This is a genomic window from Aromatoleum toluvorans (assembly GCF_012910905.1).
Lineage (GTDB): Bacteria > Pseudomonadota > Gammaproteobacteria > Burkholderiales > Rhodocyclaceae > Aromatoleum > Aromatoleum toluvorans.
On record NZ_WTVN01000002.1, the window covers coordinates 115,752 to 132,463 of the forward strand.

The 16,712-nt window shown below is 65.7% G+C and carries 21 protein-coding genes; 5 read left to right on the forward strand and 16 right to left on the reverse strand.

Annotation, left to right across the window (positions count from 1 at the left end):
* The 3 genes from ubiE (at position 1) to GPA22_RS02225 (ending at position 2,291) form a co-directional block, all read left to right on the forward strand.
* Positions 1 to 738: a bifunctional demethylmenaquinone methyltransferase/2-methoxy-6-polyprenyl-1,4-benzoquinol methylase UbiE gene (ubiE, locus tag GPA22_RS02215; protein ID WP_169254468.1), complete on the forward strand. Its 738-nt coding sequence runs from the start codon at positions 1 to 3 to the stop codon at positions 736 to 738.
* A gap of 79 nt (positions 739 to 817) precedes the next feature.
* Positions 818 to 1,666 carry a Tim44 domain-containing protein gene (locus GPA22_RS02220; protein ID WP_169254469.1) on the forward strand — a complete coding sequence of 283 codons (849 nt, stop codon included), beginning with the start codon at positions 818 to 820 and terminating at the stop codon, positions 1,664 to 1,666.
* A gap of 22 nt (positions 1,667 to 1,688) precedes the next feature.
* Positions 1,689 to 2,291 carry a ubiquinone biosynthesis accessory factor UbiJ gene (locus GPA22_RS02225; RefSeq protein WP_169254470.1) on the forward strand — a complete coding sequence of 201 codons (603 nt, stop codon included), beginning with the start codon at positions 1,689 to 1,691 and terminating at the stop codon, positions 2,289 to 2,291.
* Positions 2,292 to 2,582: 291 nt separating this feature from the next.
* Here the strand turns inward: GPA22_RS02225 and GPA22_RS02230 are convergent, their stop codons facing one another.
* The 13 genes from GPA22_RS02230 to mnmG all read right to left on the reverse strand — a co-directional run bounded on the left by GPA22_RS02230 (position 2,583) and on the right by mnmG (position 13,903).
* The gene (locus GPA22_RS02230; RefSeq protein WP_121426829.1) at positions 2,583 to 3,008 is read right to left on the reverse strand and encodes a F0F1 ATP synthase subunit epsilon; all 426 of its coding nucleotides are present in this window, start codon (positions 3,006 to 3,008) and stop codon (positions 2,583 to 2,585) included.
* A gap of 55 nt (positions 3,009 to 3,063) precedes the next feature.
* Positions 3,064 to 4,464, reverse strand: coding sequence for a F0F1 ATP synthase subunit beta (atpD, locus tag GPA22_RS02235; protein ID WP_169254471.1), 1,401 nt, complete (start codon positions 4,462 to 4,464; stop codon positions 3,064 to 3,066).
* 26 nt (positions 4,465 to 4,490) lie between these two features.
* Positions 4,491 to 5,360 carry a F0F1 ATP synthase subunit gamma gene (gene atpG / locus GPA22_RS02240; RefSeq protein WP_169254472.1) on the reverse strand — a complete coding sequence of 290 codons (870 nt, stop codon included), beginning with the start codon at positions 5,358 to 5,360 and terminating at the stop codon, positions 4,491 to 4,493.
* A gap of 21 nt (positions 5,361 to 5,381) precedes the next feature.
* Positions 5,382 to 6,920, reverse strand: coding sequence for a F0F1 ATP synthase subunit alpha (atpA, locus tag GPA22_RS02245; protein ID WP_169254473.1), 1,539 nt, complete (start codon positions 6,918 to 6,920; stop codon positions 5,382 to 5,384).
* A 12-nt stretch (positions 6,921 to 6,932) separates the two neighbouring features.
* The gene (locus GPA22_RS02250; RefSeq protein ID WP_169254474.1) at positions 6,933 to 7,469 is read right to left on the reverse strand and encodes a F0F1 ATP synthase subunit delta; all 537 of its coding nucleotides are present in this window, start codon (positions 7,467 to 7,469) and stop codon (positions 6,933 to 6,935) included.
* 3 nt (positions 7,470 to 7,472) lie between these two features.
* The gene (locus tag GPA22_RS02255) at positions 7,473 to 7,946 is read right to left on the reverse strand and encodes a F0F1 ATP synthase subunit B (protein WP_169254475.1); all 474 of its coding nucleotides are present in this window, start codon (positions 7,944 to 7,946) and stop codon (positions 7,473 to 7,475) included.
* A gap of 58 nt (positions 7,947 to 8,004) precedes the next feature.
* Positions 8,005 to 8,250 (reverse strand): F0F1 ATP synthase subunit C, encoded by a 246-nt coding sequence (gene atpE / locus GPA22_RS02260; RefSeq protein WP_002925444.1) that lies wholly within the window; start codon positions 8,248 to 8,250, stop codon positions 8,005 to 8,007.
* Positions 8,251 to 8,308: 58 nt separating this feature from the next.
* Positions 8,309 to 9,139 carry a F0F1 ATP synthase subunit A gene (gene atpB / locus GPA22_RS02265; RefSeq protein ID WP_169254476.1) on the reverse strand — a complete coding sequence of 277 codons (831 nt, stop codon included), beginning with the start codon at positions 9,137 to 9,139 and terminating at the stop codon, positions 8,309 to 8,311.
* A gap of 2 nt (positions 9,140 to 9,141) precedes the next feature.
* The gene (locus GPA22_RS02270; protein WP_169254477.1) at positions 9,142 to 9,483 is read right to left on the reverse strand and encodes an ATP synthase subunit I; all 342 of its coding nucleotides are present in this window, start codon (positions 9,481 to 9,483) and stop codon (positions 9,142 to 9,144) included.
* Positions 9,484 to 9,682: 199 nt separating this feature from the next.
* Entirely contained in the window at positions 9,683 to 10,543 is an 861-nt protein-coding gene (locus tag GPA22_RS02275; RefSeq protein ID WP_169254478.1) for a ParB/RepB/Spo0J family partition protein, read from the reverse strand.
* A 25-nt stretch (positions 10,544 to 10,568) separates the two neighbouring features.
* A complete protein-coding gene (locus GPA22_RS02280; RefSeq protein WP_169254479.1) occupies positions 10,569 to 11,339 on the reverse strand; it encodes a ParA family protein in 771 nt (256 codons plus the stop codon).
* Entirely contained in the window at positions 11,340 to 11,975 is a 636-nt protein-coding gene (gene rsmG / locus GPA22_RS02285; RefSeq protein ID WP_169254480.1) for a 16S rRNA (guanine(527)-N(7))-methyltransferase RsmG, read from the reverse strand.
* The gene (mnmG, locus tag GPA22_RS02290; protein WP_169254481.1) at positions 11,972 to 13,903 is read right to left on the reverse strand and encodes a tRNA uridine-5-carboxymethylaminomethyl(34) synthesis enzyme MnmG; all 1,932 of its coding nucleotides are present in this window, start codon (positions 13,901 to 13,903) and stop codon (positions 11,972 to 11,974) included. Before mnmG ends, rsmG begins: the two co-directional genes overlap by 4 nt.
* Positions 13,904 to 14,157: 254 nt before the next feature.
* On the opposite strand from mnmG, the gene GPA22_RS02295 reads away from it, so the two are divergent.
* Entirely contained in the window at positions 14,158 to 14,526 is a 369-nt protein-coding gene (locus GPA22_RS02295; protein WP_169254482.1) for an EthD family reductase, read from the forward strand.
* Between the two features lie 12 nt (positions 14,527 to 14,538).
* Here the strand turns inward: GPA22_RS02295 and GPA22_RS02300 are convergent, their stop codons facing one another.
* Entirely contained in the window at positions 14,539 to 14,757 is a 219-nt protein-coding gene (locus GPA22_RS02300; protein WP_169254483.1) for a KTSC domain-containing protein, read from the reverse strand.
* A gap of 145 nt (positions 14,758 to 14,902) precedes the next feature.
* Between GPA22_RS02300 and GPA22_RS02305 the strand changes: the two genes are divergently transcribed.
* Positions 14,903 to 15,244 carry a zinc ribbon domain-containing protein YjdM gene (locus tag GPA22_RS02305; RefSeq protein WP_169254484.1) on the forward strand — a complete coding sequence of 114 codons (342 nt, stop codon included), beginning with the start codon at positions 14,903 to 14,905 and terminating at the stop codon, positions 15,242 to 15,244.
* Between the two features lie 31 nt (positions 15,245 to 15,275).
* Here GPA22_RS02305 and GPA22_RS02310 read toward each other — a convergent pair whose 3' ends face one another.
* Entirely contained in the window at positions 15,276 to 16,004 is a 729-nt protein-coding gene (locus tag GPA22_RS02310) for an amino acid ABC transporter ATP-binding protein (protein WP_169254485.1), read from the reverse strand.
* 19 nt (positions 16,005 to 16,023) lie between these two features.
* A complete protein-coding gene (locus GPA22_RS02315; RefSeq protein WP_169254486.1) occupies positions 16,024 to 16,704 on the reverse strand; it encodes an amino acid ABC transporter permease in 681 nt (226 codons plus the stop codon).
* Positions 16,705 to 16,712 lie beyond the last annotated feature (8 nt).

The following is a 16,712-nucleotide window of genomic DNA, read 5'->3' on the forward strand; positions in this document are numbered from 1 at the left end:
ATGAACGACAAGACCACCCACTTCGGCTTCGAGACCGTCGCCGAAGGCGAGAAGCAGCAGCGCGTCGCCGAGGTCTTCTCCTCGGTCGCGACCAAGTACGACATCATGAACGACCTGATGTCCTTCGGCCTGCACCGGCTGTGGAAGGCATTCACGATCCAGATCTCCGGCGTCGGCCGCGGCGATCGCGTGCTCGACGTCGCCGGCGGCACCGCCGACCTGTCGCTCGCCTTCGCCAAGCGCGTCGGGCGCGAAGGCCAGGTCTGGCTCACCGACATCAACCACGCCATGCTCTCGGTCGGCCGGGATCGCGTGCTCGATCGCGGCTACGCGCTGCCGGTGGCGCAGTGCAATGCCGAGAAGCTGCCCTTCCCGGACAACTGGTTCGACTGCGTGACGGTCGCCTTCGGGCTGCGCAACATGACGCACAAGGACGCCGCGCTGGCCGAGATGCGCCGCGTGCTGCGTCCCGGCGGCCGCCTGCTGGTGCTCGAATTCTCCAAAGTGTGGGCGCCCCTCTCACCCGCCTACGACCTGTACTCGTTCAAGATCCTGCCCTGGATGGGGGCGAAGGTCGCCGGCGACCCCGACAGCTACCGCTACCTGGCCGAATCGATCCGCATGCATCCGCCCCAGGAAGAACTCAAGGCGATGATGGAACAAGTCGGTTTCAAGCGGGTCGATTACTTCAACCTCAGCGCCGGCATCGTCGCGCTGCACCGCGGCTACAAGGTCTGATCCGGACGCCGCCCGCGCAGCGCCCGAGATGCCCGCCATCGCCGCCCGGAATGCAACGCGCCACGGAGTGAAACGCGCCATGAAGAACTTCATCCTGTGCCTCATCGCCGTCGTCTTCACCCTCGGCCTCGGCGTCGGTGACGTCGAAGCCAAGCGCTTCGGTGGCGGCAGCAGCCTCGGCATGCAGCGACAGGTCACCCCGCCGCAGGCACCACGCCCGTCGGCAGCGCCGGCACCGCAAGCCCCGCAAGGTGCCGCGACGACACCGCCGCGCCGCTCGTGGATGGGCCCGCTCGCCGGCCTCGCGGCCGGTCTCGGCGTGGCCGCGCTGTTCTCGCACCTCGGGCTGGGCGAGGAGCTCGGCTCCCTGCTCATGATCGGCCTGTTGGTGTTTGCCGCCGTCGCCCTCTTCCGCCTGCTGTCGCGGCGCAGCACCGGCACGTCCGGCGCGGGCGGGATGCAGTACGCCGGCGCAACCCCGACCCGGGCCGCCGATGCCTCCCCTCCGGCCACCGCATTCGGCGGCGGCTCGGCGGCCGCGGCAACACCTGCGATTCCCCCGGATTTCGACGCCGACGCCTTCGCCCGCCAGGCCAAGGTCAATTTCATTCGCCTGCAGGCCGCCCACGATGCCGGCAACCTCGACGACATCCGGGAATTCACGAGCCCCGAGATGTACGCCGAAATCCGCCTGCAGATGGCCGACCGCGGCATGAGCGCGCAACGTACCGACGTCGTCGAACTCAGCGCCCAGGTGCTCGAGGTCGCCGAGGAAGCGCAGCGCTACATCGTCAGCGTGCGTTTCACCGGCCTGCTGCGCGAGGAACCCAACGCAGCACCGGCCCCCTTCGACGAGATCTGGCACCTCACCAAACCGCGCAGCGGCGGCACCGGCTGGGTCGTCGCCGGCATCCAGCAAGTCGCCTGATCCGCGCCTGTCCCCGCTTTCCATGTCCGTCCTGAATTTCGGCACCCGCGGCGCGCTCGCCGCCATCAACCACCTGCTCGCCCGCGCCGACTGGGCACGCGAACGCCTCGCTCCGCACGCCGGACGCCGCGCCCGCCTGCGGGCCGAACCGGCCGAGCTGCTGTTCGCGATCGATGCCGACGGCTACCTGATCGACGCCGAAGCGGGCGTGGAACCCGCGGTCACGCTGTCCATGCCGCTCTCGGCCCTGCCCGCCCTCGTCGGCGGCGACGCCAACAAGGCAATGAACGCCGTGCGCATCGAGGGCAACGCCGAACTCGCCGATACCCTGGGTTTCGTTTTCCGCAACCTGCGCTGGGATGCCGAGGAAGACCTGTCGCGCGTGTTCGGCGACATCGTCGCGCACCGCATGGTCGAGGGCGCCGGAACGCTGCGGCGCATGCATGAACGCGCATGGGCCGGGCTCACCGGCAACCTCGCCGAATACCTCGCGGAGGAACAGCAGACCCTCGTCACCCGCGGCGCGCTCGCGTCCCTCGGCGACGAACTGCGCAGCTTGCGCGACGATCTCGCGCGCCTCGACAAGCGCGTCGGCCGGCTGCCGACGGCCGCACGACGCGGCTGAACCTGCACCCACGACCACGCGTCCTGTCCCGGGCCCCGGGACGAACGGCGAGTTTTTGAACGTACGGCGGGCGGATCATTCGCCCGCTGCGCCATCAACGCCGAACGAGGTCCGTCCCGACCGGCGGCGTTCCCGCCCTTCGGCCAACCTGTGCCGACTGAGCACCACTGAACGGCGCGGCGCGCGCGCGGAGCGCCGCCGATAGCCTTTCCCGCCCCGTAAATAGAAAGGGCAGCCCGATACGGACTGCCCTTCGTGCTTCGTGCGCGCCGCAGCGGCGGCGCCCGCCGATCAGTGACCGCGTTTGCGCAGCTTCTGGATCGCGGCGATCTGGGCGATCGCTTCCGCCAATTCTGCCTGGGCCTTCGCGTAATCCAGTTCCGACGACCTGTTCTGCAGCGCCTCTTCCGCCATACGCTTGGCTTCGAGGGCCTTGGCCTCGTCGAGATCCTTGCCCCGGATCGCGGTGTCGGCCAGAACGGTGACCAGCCCCGGCTGAACTTCCAGGATGCCGCCGGCGACGAACACCAACTCCTCATCCGCCTGATCCCGCACCTTCACACGCACCGCGCCCGGCTTGATCCGGGTCATCAGCGGCATGTGGCCGGGCAGGATCCCGAGTTCGCCCGCTTCGCCGGGAAGCGCAACGAACTCAGCCAGACCGGAAAAGATCTGCTCTTCCGCGCTGACGATGTCTACGTGGACCATCATTGCCATGTTGACTCCTCTTCAAGGCCGCGCGGCAGCGGACTGCCGCACGGCGCGCGCCAGATTACTGGAGCTTCTTGGCCTTCTCGATGGCCTCTTCGATGCCGCCGACCATGTAGAACGCCTGCTCCGGCAGGTGATCGCACTCGCCATTGACGATCATCTTGAAGCCCTTGATCGTCTCCTTCAGCGGCACGTACTTGCCCGGCGAGCCGGTGAACACTTCCGCAACGTGGAAGGGCTGCGACAGGAAGCGCTGGATCTTGCGCGCACGGGCCACCGCGAGCTTGTCGTCCGGCGACAGTTCGTCCATGCCCAGAATCGCGATGATGTCGCGCAGTTCCTTGTAGCGCTGCAGCGTCTGCTGGACCTGACGGGCCACGCCGTAGTGCTCCTCACCGACGACCAGCGGGTCGAGCTGGCGCGAGGTCGAGTCGAGCGGGTCGACGGCGGGGTAGATACCCAGCGCGGCGATGTCACGCGACAGCACGACGGTCGAGTCGAGGTGGAGGAAGGTGGTTGCCGGCGACGGGTCGGTCAAGTCGTCCGCAGGGACGTACACGGCCTGGATCGAGGTGATCGAGCCGACCTTGGTCGAGGTGATGCGCTCCTGCAGGCGGCCCATTTCTTCCGCCAGCGTCGGCTGGTAGCCCACCGCGGACGGCATCCGGCCCAGCAGCGCGGACACTTCGGTACCGGCCAGCGTGTAGCGGTAGATGTTGTCCACGAAGAACAGGATGTCGCGGCCTTCGTCGCGGAAGCGCTCGGCCATCGTCAGGCCGGTCAGCGCGACGCGCAGCCGGTTGCCCGGGGGTTCGTTCATCTGACCGAACACCATCGCGACCTTGTCGAGAACGTTGGAGTCCTTCATCTCGTGGTAGAAGTCGTTGCCCTCACGGGTACGCTCACCCACGCCAGCGAACACCGAGAGACCCGAGTGCTGCTTCGCGATGTTGTTGATCAGCTCCATCATGTTCACGGTCTTGCCCACGCCGGCGCCGCCGAACAGGCCGACCTTGCCGCCCTTCGCGAACGGGCAGACCAGGTCGATAACCTTGATGCCGGTTTCGAGCAGGTCGACCGACGGCGACAGGTCGTCGAATTTCGGGGCTTTCGCGTGGATCGCGCGCAGCTCGTCGGCCTCGATCGGGCCGGCTTCGTCGATCGGGCGACCCAGCACGTCCATGATGCGGCCCAGCGTGCCGTGGCCGACCGGCACCGAGATCGGCTTGCCGGTGTTGGACACGCTCATGCCGCGGCGCAGGCCGTCGGACGAACCGAGCGCAATGGTACGCACCACGCCGTCGCCGAGCTGCTGCTGCACCTCGAAGGTCAGCCCTTCTTCGGCGAACGAACCCGTGGCGCTGTCGAGCTTGAGCGCGTCATACACCTTCGGCATGGCTTCGCGGGGGAACTGGATATCCACCACGGCGCCGATGCACTGAACGATAGTTCCTTGACTCATCGTCGTTTCCTTAATTCAATATTCCGTTACACCGCGGCGGCGCCGCCGACGATCTCCGACAGCTCCTTCGTGATCGCTGCCTGGCGGGTCTTGTTGTAGACCAGCTGCAGTTCGCCAATCACGTTCTTGGCATTGTCGGAGGCGGCCTTCATTGCCACCATTCGCGCACTCTGTTCGGAAGCCATGTTCTCGGCGACAGCCTGGTACACCAGCGCCTCGACGTAACGCACGAGCATTTCGTCGATGACCACCTGCGGGTCCGGCTCGTAGAGGTAATCCCACGAGCTTTCGGGGGTGCCCAGCTGCTCGCCGGACAGCGGGAGCAGCTGCTCCAGCACCGGCTCCTGCTTCATCGTGTTGATGAAGCGCGTGTAGGCAATGTAGACCGCGTCGAGCTCGCCGTTCTGGAACGCGTCGAGCATGACCTTGACCGGGCCGATCATCTTTTCCAGGTGCGGCGTGTCGCCCATCTGCACGACGTGCGACACGACGTTCGCGCCCATACGCTGCATGAAGCCGAGCCCCTTGTTGCCGATGCAGCAGGCACGGATGTCGGAGACGCCGCTGGCGCTCCAATCCTTCATCGCGTTCAGCGCGACACGCTGGATGTTGGTGTTGAGACCGCCACACAGACCCTTGTCGGTAGTGACGAGGATCAGGCCCACCCGCTTGACCTGGTCCTTGTGGACCAGGAACGGGTGTTTGTAGTCGGTCACATTGGCCTGGGACAGGTTCGCGGCGAGTCGGCGGATCTTCTCGGCATAGGGACGGGCAGCACGCATCCGGTCCTGCGCCTTGCGCATTTTGGATGCGGCCACCATTTCCATGGCCTTGGTGATCTTGCGCGTGTTTTGCACGCTCTTGATCTTGGTACGGATTTCCTTACCGCTAGCCATTTTCCGTCTCCGTCCGCGGGCTTAGGCCCAGCTCTTCTTGAACTCTTCGATCGCGGCGACGAGCTGCTTCTCGCCGTCGGCGTCGAGTTCCTTGGCGGACATGATCTTGGAGATCAGCGCGGCGTTCTTCGTCTTGACGAACTGCAGCAGGCCGTTCTCGAAGGCGAGCACGCGGCCGACCTCGACGTCGTCGAAGTAGCCGTTGTTCACCGCGAACAGCGTGATGGCCATTTCCGCGATCGACATCGGCGCGTACTGGACCTGCTTCATCAGCTCGGTCACGCGGCGGCCGCGCTCGAGCTGCTTGCGGGTCGCATCGTCGAGATCCGAAGCGAACTGCGCGAAGGCCGCGAGTTCGCGGTACTGCGCGAGGTCGGTACGGATACCGCCGGAGAGCTTCTTGACGACCTTGGTCTGCGCGGCGCCACCGACGCGCGACACCGAGATACCGGCGTTGATCGCGGGACGGACACCGGCATTGAAGAGGTCGGTATCAAGGAAGATCTGGCCGTCGGTAATCGAGATCACGTTGGTCGGAACGAACGCGGAGACGTCGCCGGCCTGGGTTTCGATCACGGGGAGCGCGGTCAGCGAGCCGGTCTTGCCCTTGACTTCGCCGTTCGTGAACTTCTCGACGTAGTCGGCGGAGACGCGCGAAGCGCGCTCGAGCAGACGCGAGTGCAGGTAGAACACGTCGCCGGGGTAGGCTTCGCGGCCCGGCGGGCGGCGCAGCAGCAGCGAGATCTGACGGTAGGCCCAGGCCTGCTTGGTCAGGTCGTCGTAAATGATCAGGGCGTCCTGGCCGCGGTCGCGGAAGTACTCGCCCATCGTGCAGCCCGAGTAGGGCGCGATGAACTGCATCGCGGCGGACTCGGAAGCGGTCGCGGCGACGACGATGGTGTATTCCATCGCGCCGTGCTCTTCCAGCTTGCGCACCACGTTGGCGATCGTCGAGGCCTTCTGGCCGACCGCAACGTAGACGCAGAACATGTCCTGGCCTTTCTGGTTGATGATCGCGTCGACGGCGACGGCGGTCTTGCCGGTCTGGCGGTCGCCGATGATCAGCTCGCGCTGGCCACGGCCGATCGGCACCATGGAGTCGACCGACTTCAGACCGGTCTGCACCGGCTGCGACACCGACTGACGCCAGATCACGCCCGGCGCGACCTTTTCGATCTTGTCGGTGAGCTTGGCGTTGATCGGGCCCTTGCCGTCGATCGGCTGACCGAGGGCGTTGACCACGCGGCCCACGAGCTCGGGGCCGACCGGCACTTCGAGAATGCGGCCGGTCGCCTTGACCGAGTCGCCTTCGGTGATGTGCTCGTATTCACCGAGAACCACCGCACCGACCGAGTCACGCTCGAGGTTCAGCGCGAGGCCGAAGGTGTTGCCAGGGAATTCCAGCATTTCGCCCTGCATGACGTCTGCCAGGCCGTGGACGCGGGTGATGCCGTCGGTAACCGACACCACCGTACCCTCGTTGCGCGACGTGGCTGCGAGCTGCAGGTTCTGGATCCGGCTCTTAATCAGATCACTGATTTCAGAGGGGTTGAGTTGCATCTGGGTATGCTCCTAGTTCTTTAGCGCAGCGGCCATGTTCGCGAGTTTGCCGCGGACCGAGGCGTCGATCACTTCGTCGCCGATGGCGATACGGACCCCGCCGATGAGTTCGGGGTCGAGGCTCACGCTGATGTTCAGCTTGGTCTTGAAACGGGTTTCAAGATCGGACTTCAGCGTGGCCAGCGTCGCATCGTCGAGCGGGAAGGCGGAGGCGATGTCGGCCTCCTTGACACCTTCATGTTCGTTCTTGAGATCGACGAACAGGTCACGGATCTCCGGAAGCACCTGCAGGCGCTCGTTGTCCACGAGGACGCGAACGAAATTCTGCAGCTCGGGGGTCAGGCCCTGACCCGCAACGTCGAGGAACAGCTGGTACAGCTGCTGTGCCGACAGTTTCGGATCACTGATGCAGGCCCGCATCGAGCTGTCCGCGGCAATCGCGGCCAGCCGATCGAGAGCTTCCGACCAAGGCCCCAGCGCACCTGCCCCGCGGGCCAGCTCGAAGGCGGCATCCGCATAGGGGCGCGCGATGGTGACGTTCTCGGCCATGACTTATTGCAGTTCCTGTTTCAGGTTGGCGAGCAGGTCGGCGTGCACCTGGGCGTTGATCTCGCGGCGCAGGATGCGCTCGGCACCGGCGACGGCGAGGTTGGCGACCTGGTCACGCAGGGCTTCCTTGGCGCGCTGTGCAGCAGCGCCGGCTTCGCCTTGCGCGGCTTCACGCGCCTGGGCAATGATGCGCGCGGCTTCGGCGCGGGCTTCGTCGAGAACGGTGGCTGCCTGCTTTTCGGCGACAGCGCGCATGTCACCCGCGGATTCGCGGGCCTTGCGCATTTCCTCGACGACCTTCTTCTCGGCGTGAGAGAGGTCCGCCTTTGCCTTGTCCGCAGCCGCGAGCCCGTCCGCGATCTTCTTCGCGCGCTCGTCGAGTGCCTTCACGATGGGGGGCCACACGAACTTCATCGTGACCCACGCCAGAATGAAGAACACAACGAGCTGGGCTATCAGGGTTGCGTTCAAATTCACTGTTCTTGCTCCTCAGTTGTGTTCAATGAGGCCGATGGTGGCCAAATGAGCGAACCGATCAGAGCTGGAACGGGTTGGCGAAGGCGAACATCATCGCGATACCGACGCCGATCAGGAACGCCGCATCGATCAGACCAGCCAGCAGGAACATCTTGGTTTGCAGCGCGTTCATCAGCTCGGGCTGACGGGCCGAGGCTTCGAGGTACTTCGAACCCATGATGCCGATACCGATACAAGCACCGATAGCACCCAGACCGATGATCAGACCGGCAGCCAGCGCAACAAAACCCAGAACGTTTTCCATGACGACTCCTTAGTTAGAGATTGAAGTTAAAAAGAAACCAGTTACTACTGCGAAACGGTTAGTGGCTTTCGTGAGCCTGGCCGATGTACACCAGCGTCAGCATCATGAAGATGAAGGCCTGCAGGGCGACGATCAGGATGTGGAACACAGCCCAGATCGAGCCGGCGATGATGTGGCCGACGAAGCCGAAGACGGTGGCGGTGCCGCCGAGCAGCGCGATCAGCATGAAGATCAGTTCGCCGGCGTACATGTTGCCGAACAGTCGCATGCCGTGCGAAATGGTCTTGGCGAGGAACTCGATCATCTGCATCAGGAAGTTGATCGGGTACAGCAGCGGATGGCTGCCGAAGGGCGCGGTGAAGAGCTCGTGCACCCAGCCCGACATGCCCTTGATCTTGACGTTGTAGTAGAGGCAGAGCAGCAGCACGCCGATCGACATGCCGAGGGTGCCGTTCAGGTCGGCGGTCGGGACGACGCGCAGGTAGGCGTGCTCGTTGCCGGAGACGGTGGCCCAGATGCGCGGCAGCAGATCGACCGGCAGGAAGTCCATCGAGTTCATGACGAAGATCCACAGGAACACGGTGAGGGCGACCGGCGCGACGAACTTGCGCGACTCGGCGCTATGCACGATGCCCTTGGCCTGGTCGGCGACCATCTCGACGAGGATCTCGACGGCGGCCTGGAAGCGCCCCGGCACGCCCGCGGTGGCCTTGTTGGCGGCGCGGATCAGGAAGAACAGCGTGATGACGCCCAGCGCGATCGAGAAGAACAGGGTGTCGAGGTTGAGGATGCTCCAGTCGATGACGGCCTTCTGGGCGTGCCCCGTGGAGTTGAAGTGGGTGAGGTGGTGGACGATGTACTCGCCTGCGGTGGGTGCTTCGGTAGCCATATTCAGGTCTTCACCAAAAATGCAAACAAATTCGCCTTCAGTGCCAGGATCAGGCCGATGAAGAGACCGCCCCAATGGACGTCTTCATATTTCAGCCCGACCAGCACCAACAATCCCACTATCGACGCGACCTTGAGGAACTCGCCGACGAAAAAAGCTGTCACATGGCCTGACCCGCCGCGCTTGGCGACGAGGTGCAGCCGCAGCGCGAACAGGGCGCTGGGGAGCACGCAGGAGAGACCTCCGAGCACTGCGGAGATCGCCCCGGCCGGGCCGAAAAAAACGGCCGCAATGGCCGTTGCCACGATCGTTGCGCCCAACTGCAGTAAAACCATCTTCAGCATGGATCTGCCGCCGCGCCGCGCCTGTCAGGCGCCGACCGCCGTAAAAATTCCGCGAATACTAGGGGTTAACCGTAACAAAGTCAAATATGTATGGCGGTGCAACATGGTGTGCGCGCCAAGTCATGCATCTTATACAAGATACGCAGAACTGCGTAGTGCATTTCACTCCGGCGGACGGGCCGCGGGCGTTTCGCCGGGGTCAGTCGAGGGGGCCGCGCAGGCGCGCGAGGAGGCCGTCGAGCTGGTCGAGGCTGCCGAAGTGCAGGGTGATTTCCCCCGCGCCCTTGCGGTTGGCCTTGATGCGGACCGTCGCGCCCATGACGTCGGCGATTTCTTCCTCGAGGCGCTGGAGGTCGCGGTCGGGGGCCTGCGCGGCCTTTTTCGGGCGGGGATTGACGGTCTGCTGGACGAGGCGCTCGGTGTCGCGCACCGACAGTCCGCGCGCGGCGACCTGGTTGGCGAGCTGGATCTGGTTGGCGCCGTCGAGCGGCAGGATGGCGCGCGCATGGCCCATGTCGATGTCGCCGGCCATCAGCAGCTCCTGCACCGGGCGCGCGAGATTGAGGAGGCGCAGGAGGTTGGAGGCGGCCGGGCGCGAGCGGCCGACCGCATCGGCGGCCTGCTGGTGGGTCATGCCGAATTCGTCGATGAGGCGCTGGATGCCGCTCGCTTCCTCGAGGGGGTTGAGGTCTTCGCGCTGGATGTTCTCGATCAGCGACATCGCGAGCGCGGCTTCGTCGGGGATCTCGCGCACGAGGCAGGGCACTTCGCCGAGTTCGGCGATCTGCGCGGCGCGCCAGCGGCGCTCGCCGGCGATGATCTCGTAGCCGCTGCCGTCGACGGGACGGACGAGGATGGGCTGCATGATGCCCTGGGCCTTGATCGAGGCGGCGAGTTCCTCGAGCGAGCCGGGGTCCATGCGCGTGCGCGGCTGGTACTTGCCGGGGCGCAGCGTGGACACCGCGAGGGTCTGCAGTTCGCCGGCGGCTTCGTCGTCGTGGTTCGCCGCGAGCAGGGCGTCGAGGCCGCGGCCGAGGCCTTTGAGTTTGGGTCGGGACATGGGCTTTGCCTGAATTCGGGTCGGGTTACAGCGTCTTCACGCGTTCGATCATTTCCTGCGCGAAGGCCATGTAGGCTTGCGCACCCTTGGCGGCGCGGTCGAAGACGACGCCGGGCATGCCGTGGCTGGGCGCCTCGGCCAGCCGCACGTTGCGCGGCACGATGGCGTCGAACACCTTGTCGCCGAAGTGGCTCTCGAGCTGCGCGGAGACTTGCTGCTGCAGCGTCATGCGCGGATCGAACATGACGCGCAGGAGGCCGATGATCTTGAGCTCGCGGTTGAGGTTGGCGTGCACCTTCTTGATGGTGTTCACGAGGTCGGACAGGCCTTCGAGCGCGTAGTACTCGCACTGCATCGGGATGATGACGCCGTGGGCGGCACACAGGCCGTTCAGCGTGAGCATCGACAGCGAGGGCGGACAGTCGACGAGGACGAAGTCGTAGTCGGCGTCGAACTGCCGGAAGGCGTCGCGCAGGCGGTTTTCGCGCCGTTCGAGATCGACGAGTTCGACTTCGGCGCCGGCGAGGTCGCGGTTCGCCGGGAGCACGTCGTAGCCGCCACTGGGCGAGGTCGCACGCGCCTCGTCGAGCGTCGCGAGGCCGACGAGGACGTGATACACGGAATGCTGCAGCGCGCGCTTGTCGATGCCGCTGCCCATCGTCGCGTTGCCCTGCGGGTCGAGGTCGACGAGCAGCGTGCGCTGACCGGCGAGTTGCAGCGCGGCGGCGAGATTGACGCAGGTGGTGGTCTTGCCGACTCCGCCTTTCTGGTTGGCGACGCAGAAGATTCGGGCCATTCAGCTCTTTTCCACGATGATCAGGTGTCGTTCGGCGCCCAGTCCGGGCACCGTCAGCGGCACGGCCTCGACGACGCGGAAGTTGGCCGGCAGGCGTGCGATTTCGTCATCAGGATACACGCCCTTCATGGCAAGGAAACGACCGCCGGGGCGCAGCAGGTGCTGCGTGAGGCCGACGAAATCGGCGAGTTCGGAGAAGGCGCGCGAGATGACGGCGTCGAAGGGCCGGTCGGGGCGGACGTTTTCGACCCGCTCGTTGAGCACGGTGAGGGTCGCGAGCCCGAGCTCGATTTTCGCCTGCTGCTGGAAGCTCGCCTTCTTGTTGACGGTCTCGATCGAGCTGATCGCGAGCACCGGTTCGCGCCCCTGCGTCGCGATCGCGAGCGGGATGCACGGCAGGCCGCCGCCCGAGCCGACGTCGGCGAGGCGTTCGATGTCCCCGAGGTGCGGCAGCACGGCGAGCGAATCGAGCAGGTGGTGCGTGAGCATCTGGCCGGCGTCGCGAATCGAGGTCAGGTTGTAGACCTTGTTCCACTTCGCGAGCAGCGCGGCGAAGGCGAGGAGCTTCCCCTGCGCGTCGGCGGGCAGTTCGAGCCCCAGTTCGGCGAGGCCGCGTTCGAGCGTCACGGCACTCATGCGGACTTTGCCTGCGCGCCGTCGTGGTCGGCCGCGCCGCGGGCGCGCGCGGCGAGTTCGCGGCGCTTGAGCCACACGAGGAGCAGCGAGATCGCGGCCGGCGTGACGCCCTGGATGCGGCCGGCCTGGCCGATGGTCTCGGGCTTGTGCAGGTTGAGCTTCTGCTGCACTTCCTTGGAGAGGCCGCGCACCTCGGCGTAGTCGAGGTCGGCGGGCAGACGCGTGGATTCGGCCTGCAGCTGCTTCGCGACTTCGTCCTGCTGGCGATCGATGTAGCCCTGGTACTTCGCGGCGATCTCGAGCTGCTCGATGACCTGCGGGTCGGTTTCGGGATCCTCCGGCGCACCCGGCAGCGTCATGAGGTCTTCGTAGCGCGTGTTCGGGCGGCGCAGCAGTTCGAAGAAACGGTACTCGCGCTCGAGCGCCTTGCCGACGACGCGCTCGGCGTCCGCGGCGGGGACACGGTCGGGCACCGCCCAAGTGGCTTTCAGGCGTGCGGTTTCGCGCTCGATCGCTTCACGTTTGCGGCAGAAGGCCTCCCAACGGATGTCATCGACGAGACCCAGTTCGCGCCCCTTCTCGGTGAGGCGCAGGTCGGCGTTGTCTTCGCGCAGGCTCAAACGGTATTCGGCGCGCGACGTGAACATGCGGTAGGGCTCGGCGACGCCGCGCGTGATGAGGTCGTCGACGAGCACGCCGAGGTAGGCCTCGTCGCGGCGCGGGCACCAGGCTTCGCGCCCCTGCACCTGCAGCGCGGCGTTGGCGCCGGCGAGCAGGCCCTGCGCCGCGGCTTCCTCGTAGCCGGTGGTGCCGTTGATCTGGCCGGCGAAGAAGAGGCCGTGGAAAGTCTTGGTCTCCAGGCTGCTCTTGAGGTTGCGCGGGTCGAAGTAGTCGTATTCGATCGCGTAGCCGGGGCGCAGGATATGGGCGTTCTCGAGGCCGCGGATCGAGCGCACGACGGCGAGCTGGACGTCGAAGGGGAGCGACGTGGAGATGCCGTTGGGGTAGATCTCGTGCGTCGTGAGCCCTTCGGGCTCGAGGAAGATGTTGTGGCTGTCCTTGTCGGCGAAGCGGTGGATCTTGTCCTCGATCGACGGACAGTAGCGCGGGCCGACGCCTTCGATGACGCCGGAGTACATCGGCGAGCGGTCGAGGTTGGCGCGGATGATGTCGTGGGTGCGCGCGTTGGTGTGCGTGATCCAGCACGGCAGCTGCGCCGGGTGCTGCGCGGCGGAGCCGAGGAAGCTGAACACCGGCACGGGGTCGTCGCCGGGCTGTTCCTGCATCACGGAGAAGTCGATCGTGCGCGCGTCGAGGCGCGGCGGGGTGCCGGTCTTGAGGCGTCCCTGCGGCAGCTGGAGCTCCTTGAGGCGCTGGCCGAGCGAGATCGCCGGCGGGTCGCCGGCACGGCCCGCGGAGTAGTGCTCGAGGCCGACGTGGATCAGACCGTTGAGGAAGGTGCCGGCGGTGAGGACGACGGCGGGGGCTTCGAAGACGAGGCCGATCTGCGTGACGACGCCGGTGACGCGGTCGCCGGCGACGGTGATGTCGTCCACCGCCTGCTGGAACAGCCACAGGTTGGGCTGGTTTTCGAGGCGGCGGCGGATCGCGGCCTTGTACAGCACGCGATCGGCCTGGGCGCGGGTGGCGCGCACCGCGGGGCCTTTCGACGCGTTGAGGATGCGGAACTGGATGCCGCCTTCGTCGGTGGCGGCGGCCATCGCACCGCCCAGCGCGTCGACTTCCTTGACCAGGTGGCCCTTGCCGATGCCGCCGATCGACGGGTTGCAGCTCATCTGGCCGAGGGTCTCGATGTTGTGCGTGAGGAGCAGCGTTTTCGCGCCCATGCGCGCGGACGCGAGCGCGGCCTCGGTGCCGGCATGGCCGCCACCGACAACGATGACATCGAAACGGGAGGGATAGAGCATGGCGCACCCCGGCGCAGGTGAAGCGGGAAGGCCGGGGATTTTACGCTGTTGCAGTGCGAAAGCCTAGGTTTGCCGCCCCTGTTTCACGGAAAATCGGTTGCCAAACAGTTACTTGCCTGTATTTAGGGCCGCCGGACGGGGAGCGGTGTGCCCGGGCGGGGACGACTATACTGACGAAGGCATGGCCAGCAGCGGCATCGGACACGTCAACGGGCGCGGCGGCCAACATCCCGAGCACATGAAGGGAGTTACAAATGATCAAAGTGAGCGTGCTGTACCCCTATGCCGACGCCTTCCGCTTCGACTTCGACTATTACTGCACCGAGCACATGCCGATGGTGAAGGAGAGGCTCGGCGACGCATGCCAGGGGATTGCCGTCGATCGCGGCATCGCGGGCGATGCGCCAGGGTCGTCGCCGAGCTTCGTCGCGATGGCGCACCTGTACTTCCACACCATCGACGCCTTCCACGCCGCGTTCGGCCCGCACACGGCGGAGATCATGGACGACATACCGAATTACACGGATATCGCACCGATCATCCAGATCAGCGAGGTGCTGATCAACGCGCGGCGCAGCGAGACCGGGCCGTTCCACCTGCACCTGTCCGAGAGCACCAACTGATCGGTCGGGGCATCATTTCACGCGCCGTGACGTAAATTCGTCCTCGATGTTGTCGCGGTAGTAGCTCGCCGGCGCACTGCTGGCGAGGAAGCGGCGTGCGATCTCGTCGCCGACGCCGCTGTGCTGCACGATGCTGCCGTTGTCGAATTCGACTTCGAGGATGCGGCTGCCGCGGTCGTAGCCGGCGGAGCGGATGCCGCCGCGGCGGATGGGTTTGCGTTCGATGTTCATCGGCACTCCTTGCACGGGCCCTGCGGTCCGTTCATTCGACTGCAAGAGCGCCCGGGAGTAAAGCCTGCCGCCGGCGGCGATTGCCAACCACCACCGCGTTATGGATACTCCGGGGCTTTTCGCAGCCGAAATCAGCGAGTACACCATGTCGAACATCCCGCCCTGCCCCCAATGCACCCTCGAGAACACCTACCCCGACGGTGCGAACTACGTGTGCGCCGACTGTGGCTACGAATGGCCGATGGCCGAAGCCGCGCCCGCTGACGACGAGGGCGAGGCGGTCGTCAAGGATGCCAACGGCAATGTGCTGCAGAACGGCGACTCGGTGGTGCTGATCAAGGACCTGAAGGTGAAGGGCTCGTCGATCACGCTGAAGGTCGGCACCAAGGTGAAGAGCATCCGCCTCGTCGGTGGCGACCACGAGGTCGACTGCAAGATGGACGCCGGCAACTTCATGCTGAAGGCCTGCTACCTGAAGAAGGTGTGAACACCGGGGGCGGCGCCTCGCCCCCGATGCCTTAGTGGTTGAGGATCTTCGCGAGGAAGGTCTGCGCGCGCTCGGAACGCGGCTGGCCGAAGAACTCTTCCTTCGCGGCGTCCTCGACGATCGCGCCGCGGTCCATGAAGATCACGCGGTTCGCGACCTTGCGCGCGAAGCCCATCTCGTGCGTGACGCACATCATCGTCATGCCCTCCTGGGCGAGCTGCACCATGACGTCGAGGACCTCGTTGATCATCTCGGGGTCGAGCGCCGAGGTCGGCTCGTCGAACAGCATGCAGATCGGGTCCATCGCGAGCGCGCGCGCGATCGCGACGCGCTGCTGCTGACCGCCCGACAGCTGGCCCGGGAACTTCGCCGCGTGCGCCTTGAGGCCGACGCGGTCGAGCAGCTTGAGGCCGCGTTCGACGGCCTCGTCCCGGCTGCGGCCGAGCACCTTGACCTGGGCGATCGCGAGGTTGTCGGTGATCGTCATGTGGGGGAAGAGCTCGAAGTGCTGGAACACCATGCCGACGCGCGAGCGCAGTTTGGGCAGGTTGGTCTTCGGGTCCTCGACCGCGATGCCGTCGACGACGACGCTGCCCTTCTGGAAGGGCTCGAGGGCGTTCACGCACTTGATCAGTGTCGACTTGCCCGAGCCCGACGGCCCGCACACGACGACGACCTCGCCCTTGTCGACCCGGGTCGTGCAGTCGGTGAGCACTTGGAAGCTGCCGTACCACTTCGAAACGTTCTGGATCTCGATCATCGTTGTGGACTCCCGATGCTTAACGGATGATGGCGATACGGGTTTGCAGTCGCTTCACCAGACGCGACAGCAGGAAGCAGATGATGAAATAGACGACCGCGACGGTCGTGTACATCTCGACCGGGCGCAGGTCGCGCTGGGTGATCTTGTCGGCGGCGCCGAAGAAGTCGGTCGCGCCGATCGCGTACACCAGCGAGATGTCCTGGAACAGGATGATGGTCTGCGTGAGCAGCACCGGCAGCATGTTGCGGAAGGCCTGCGGCAGCACGACGTGGCGCATCGTCTGGCCGTAGGTGAAGCCGAGCGCGTAGCCGGCGGCGATCTGCCCCTTGGGGATCGACTGGATGCCCGAGCGCATGATCTCGGAGTAGTACGCGGCCTCGAAGATGGTGAAGGTGAAGTAGGCGGAATTGGCGGCGCCGATCGGCGTCGGCTTGCCGGTGATCATCTGCAGCACGAGCGGGAGGATGAGGTAGAACGCGAGGATCACCTGCACCAGCGGCACGCTGCGGAAGACGTTCACATAGCCGATGGCAAACCAGCGCAGCGGCGTGATCGAACCCAGGCGCATCAGCGCGAGCAGCGTGCCGATGAGGATGCCACCGACCATCGCGGTGACGGTCACCTGCAGCGTGTAGCGCAGGCCTTCGGCAAGGAAGGCCCAGTTCGCGGCGATGACGGAAAAGTCGAAGTCGCTCATGGTGCCGC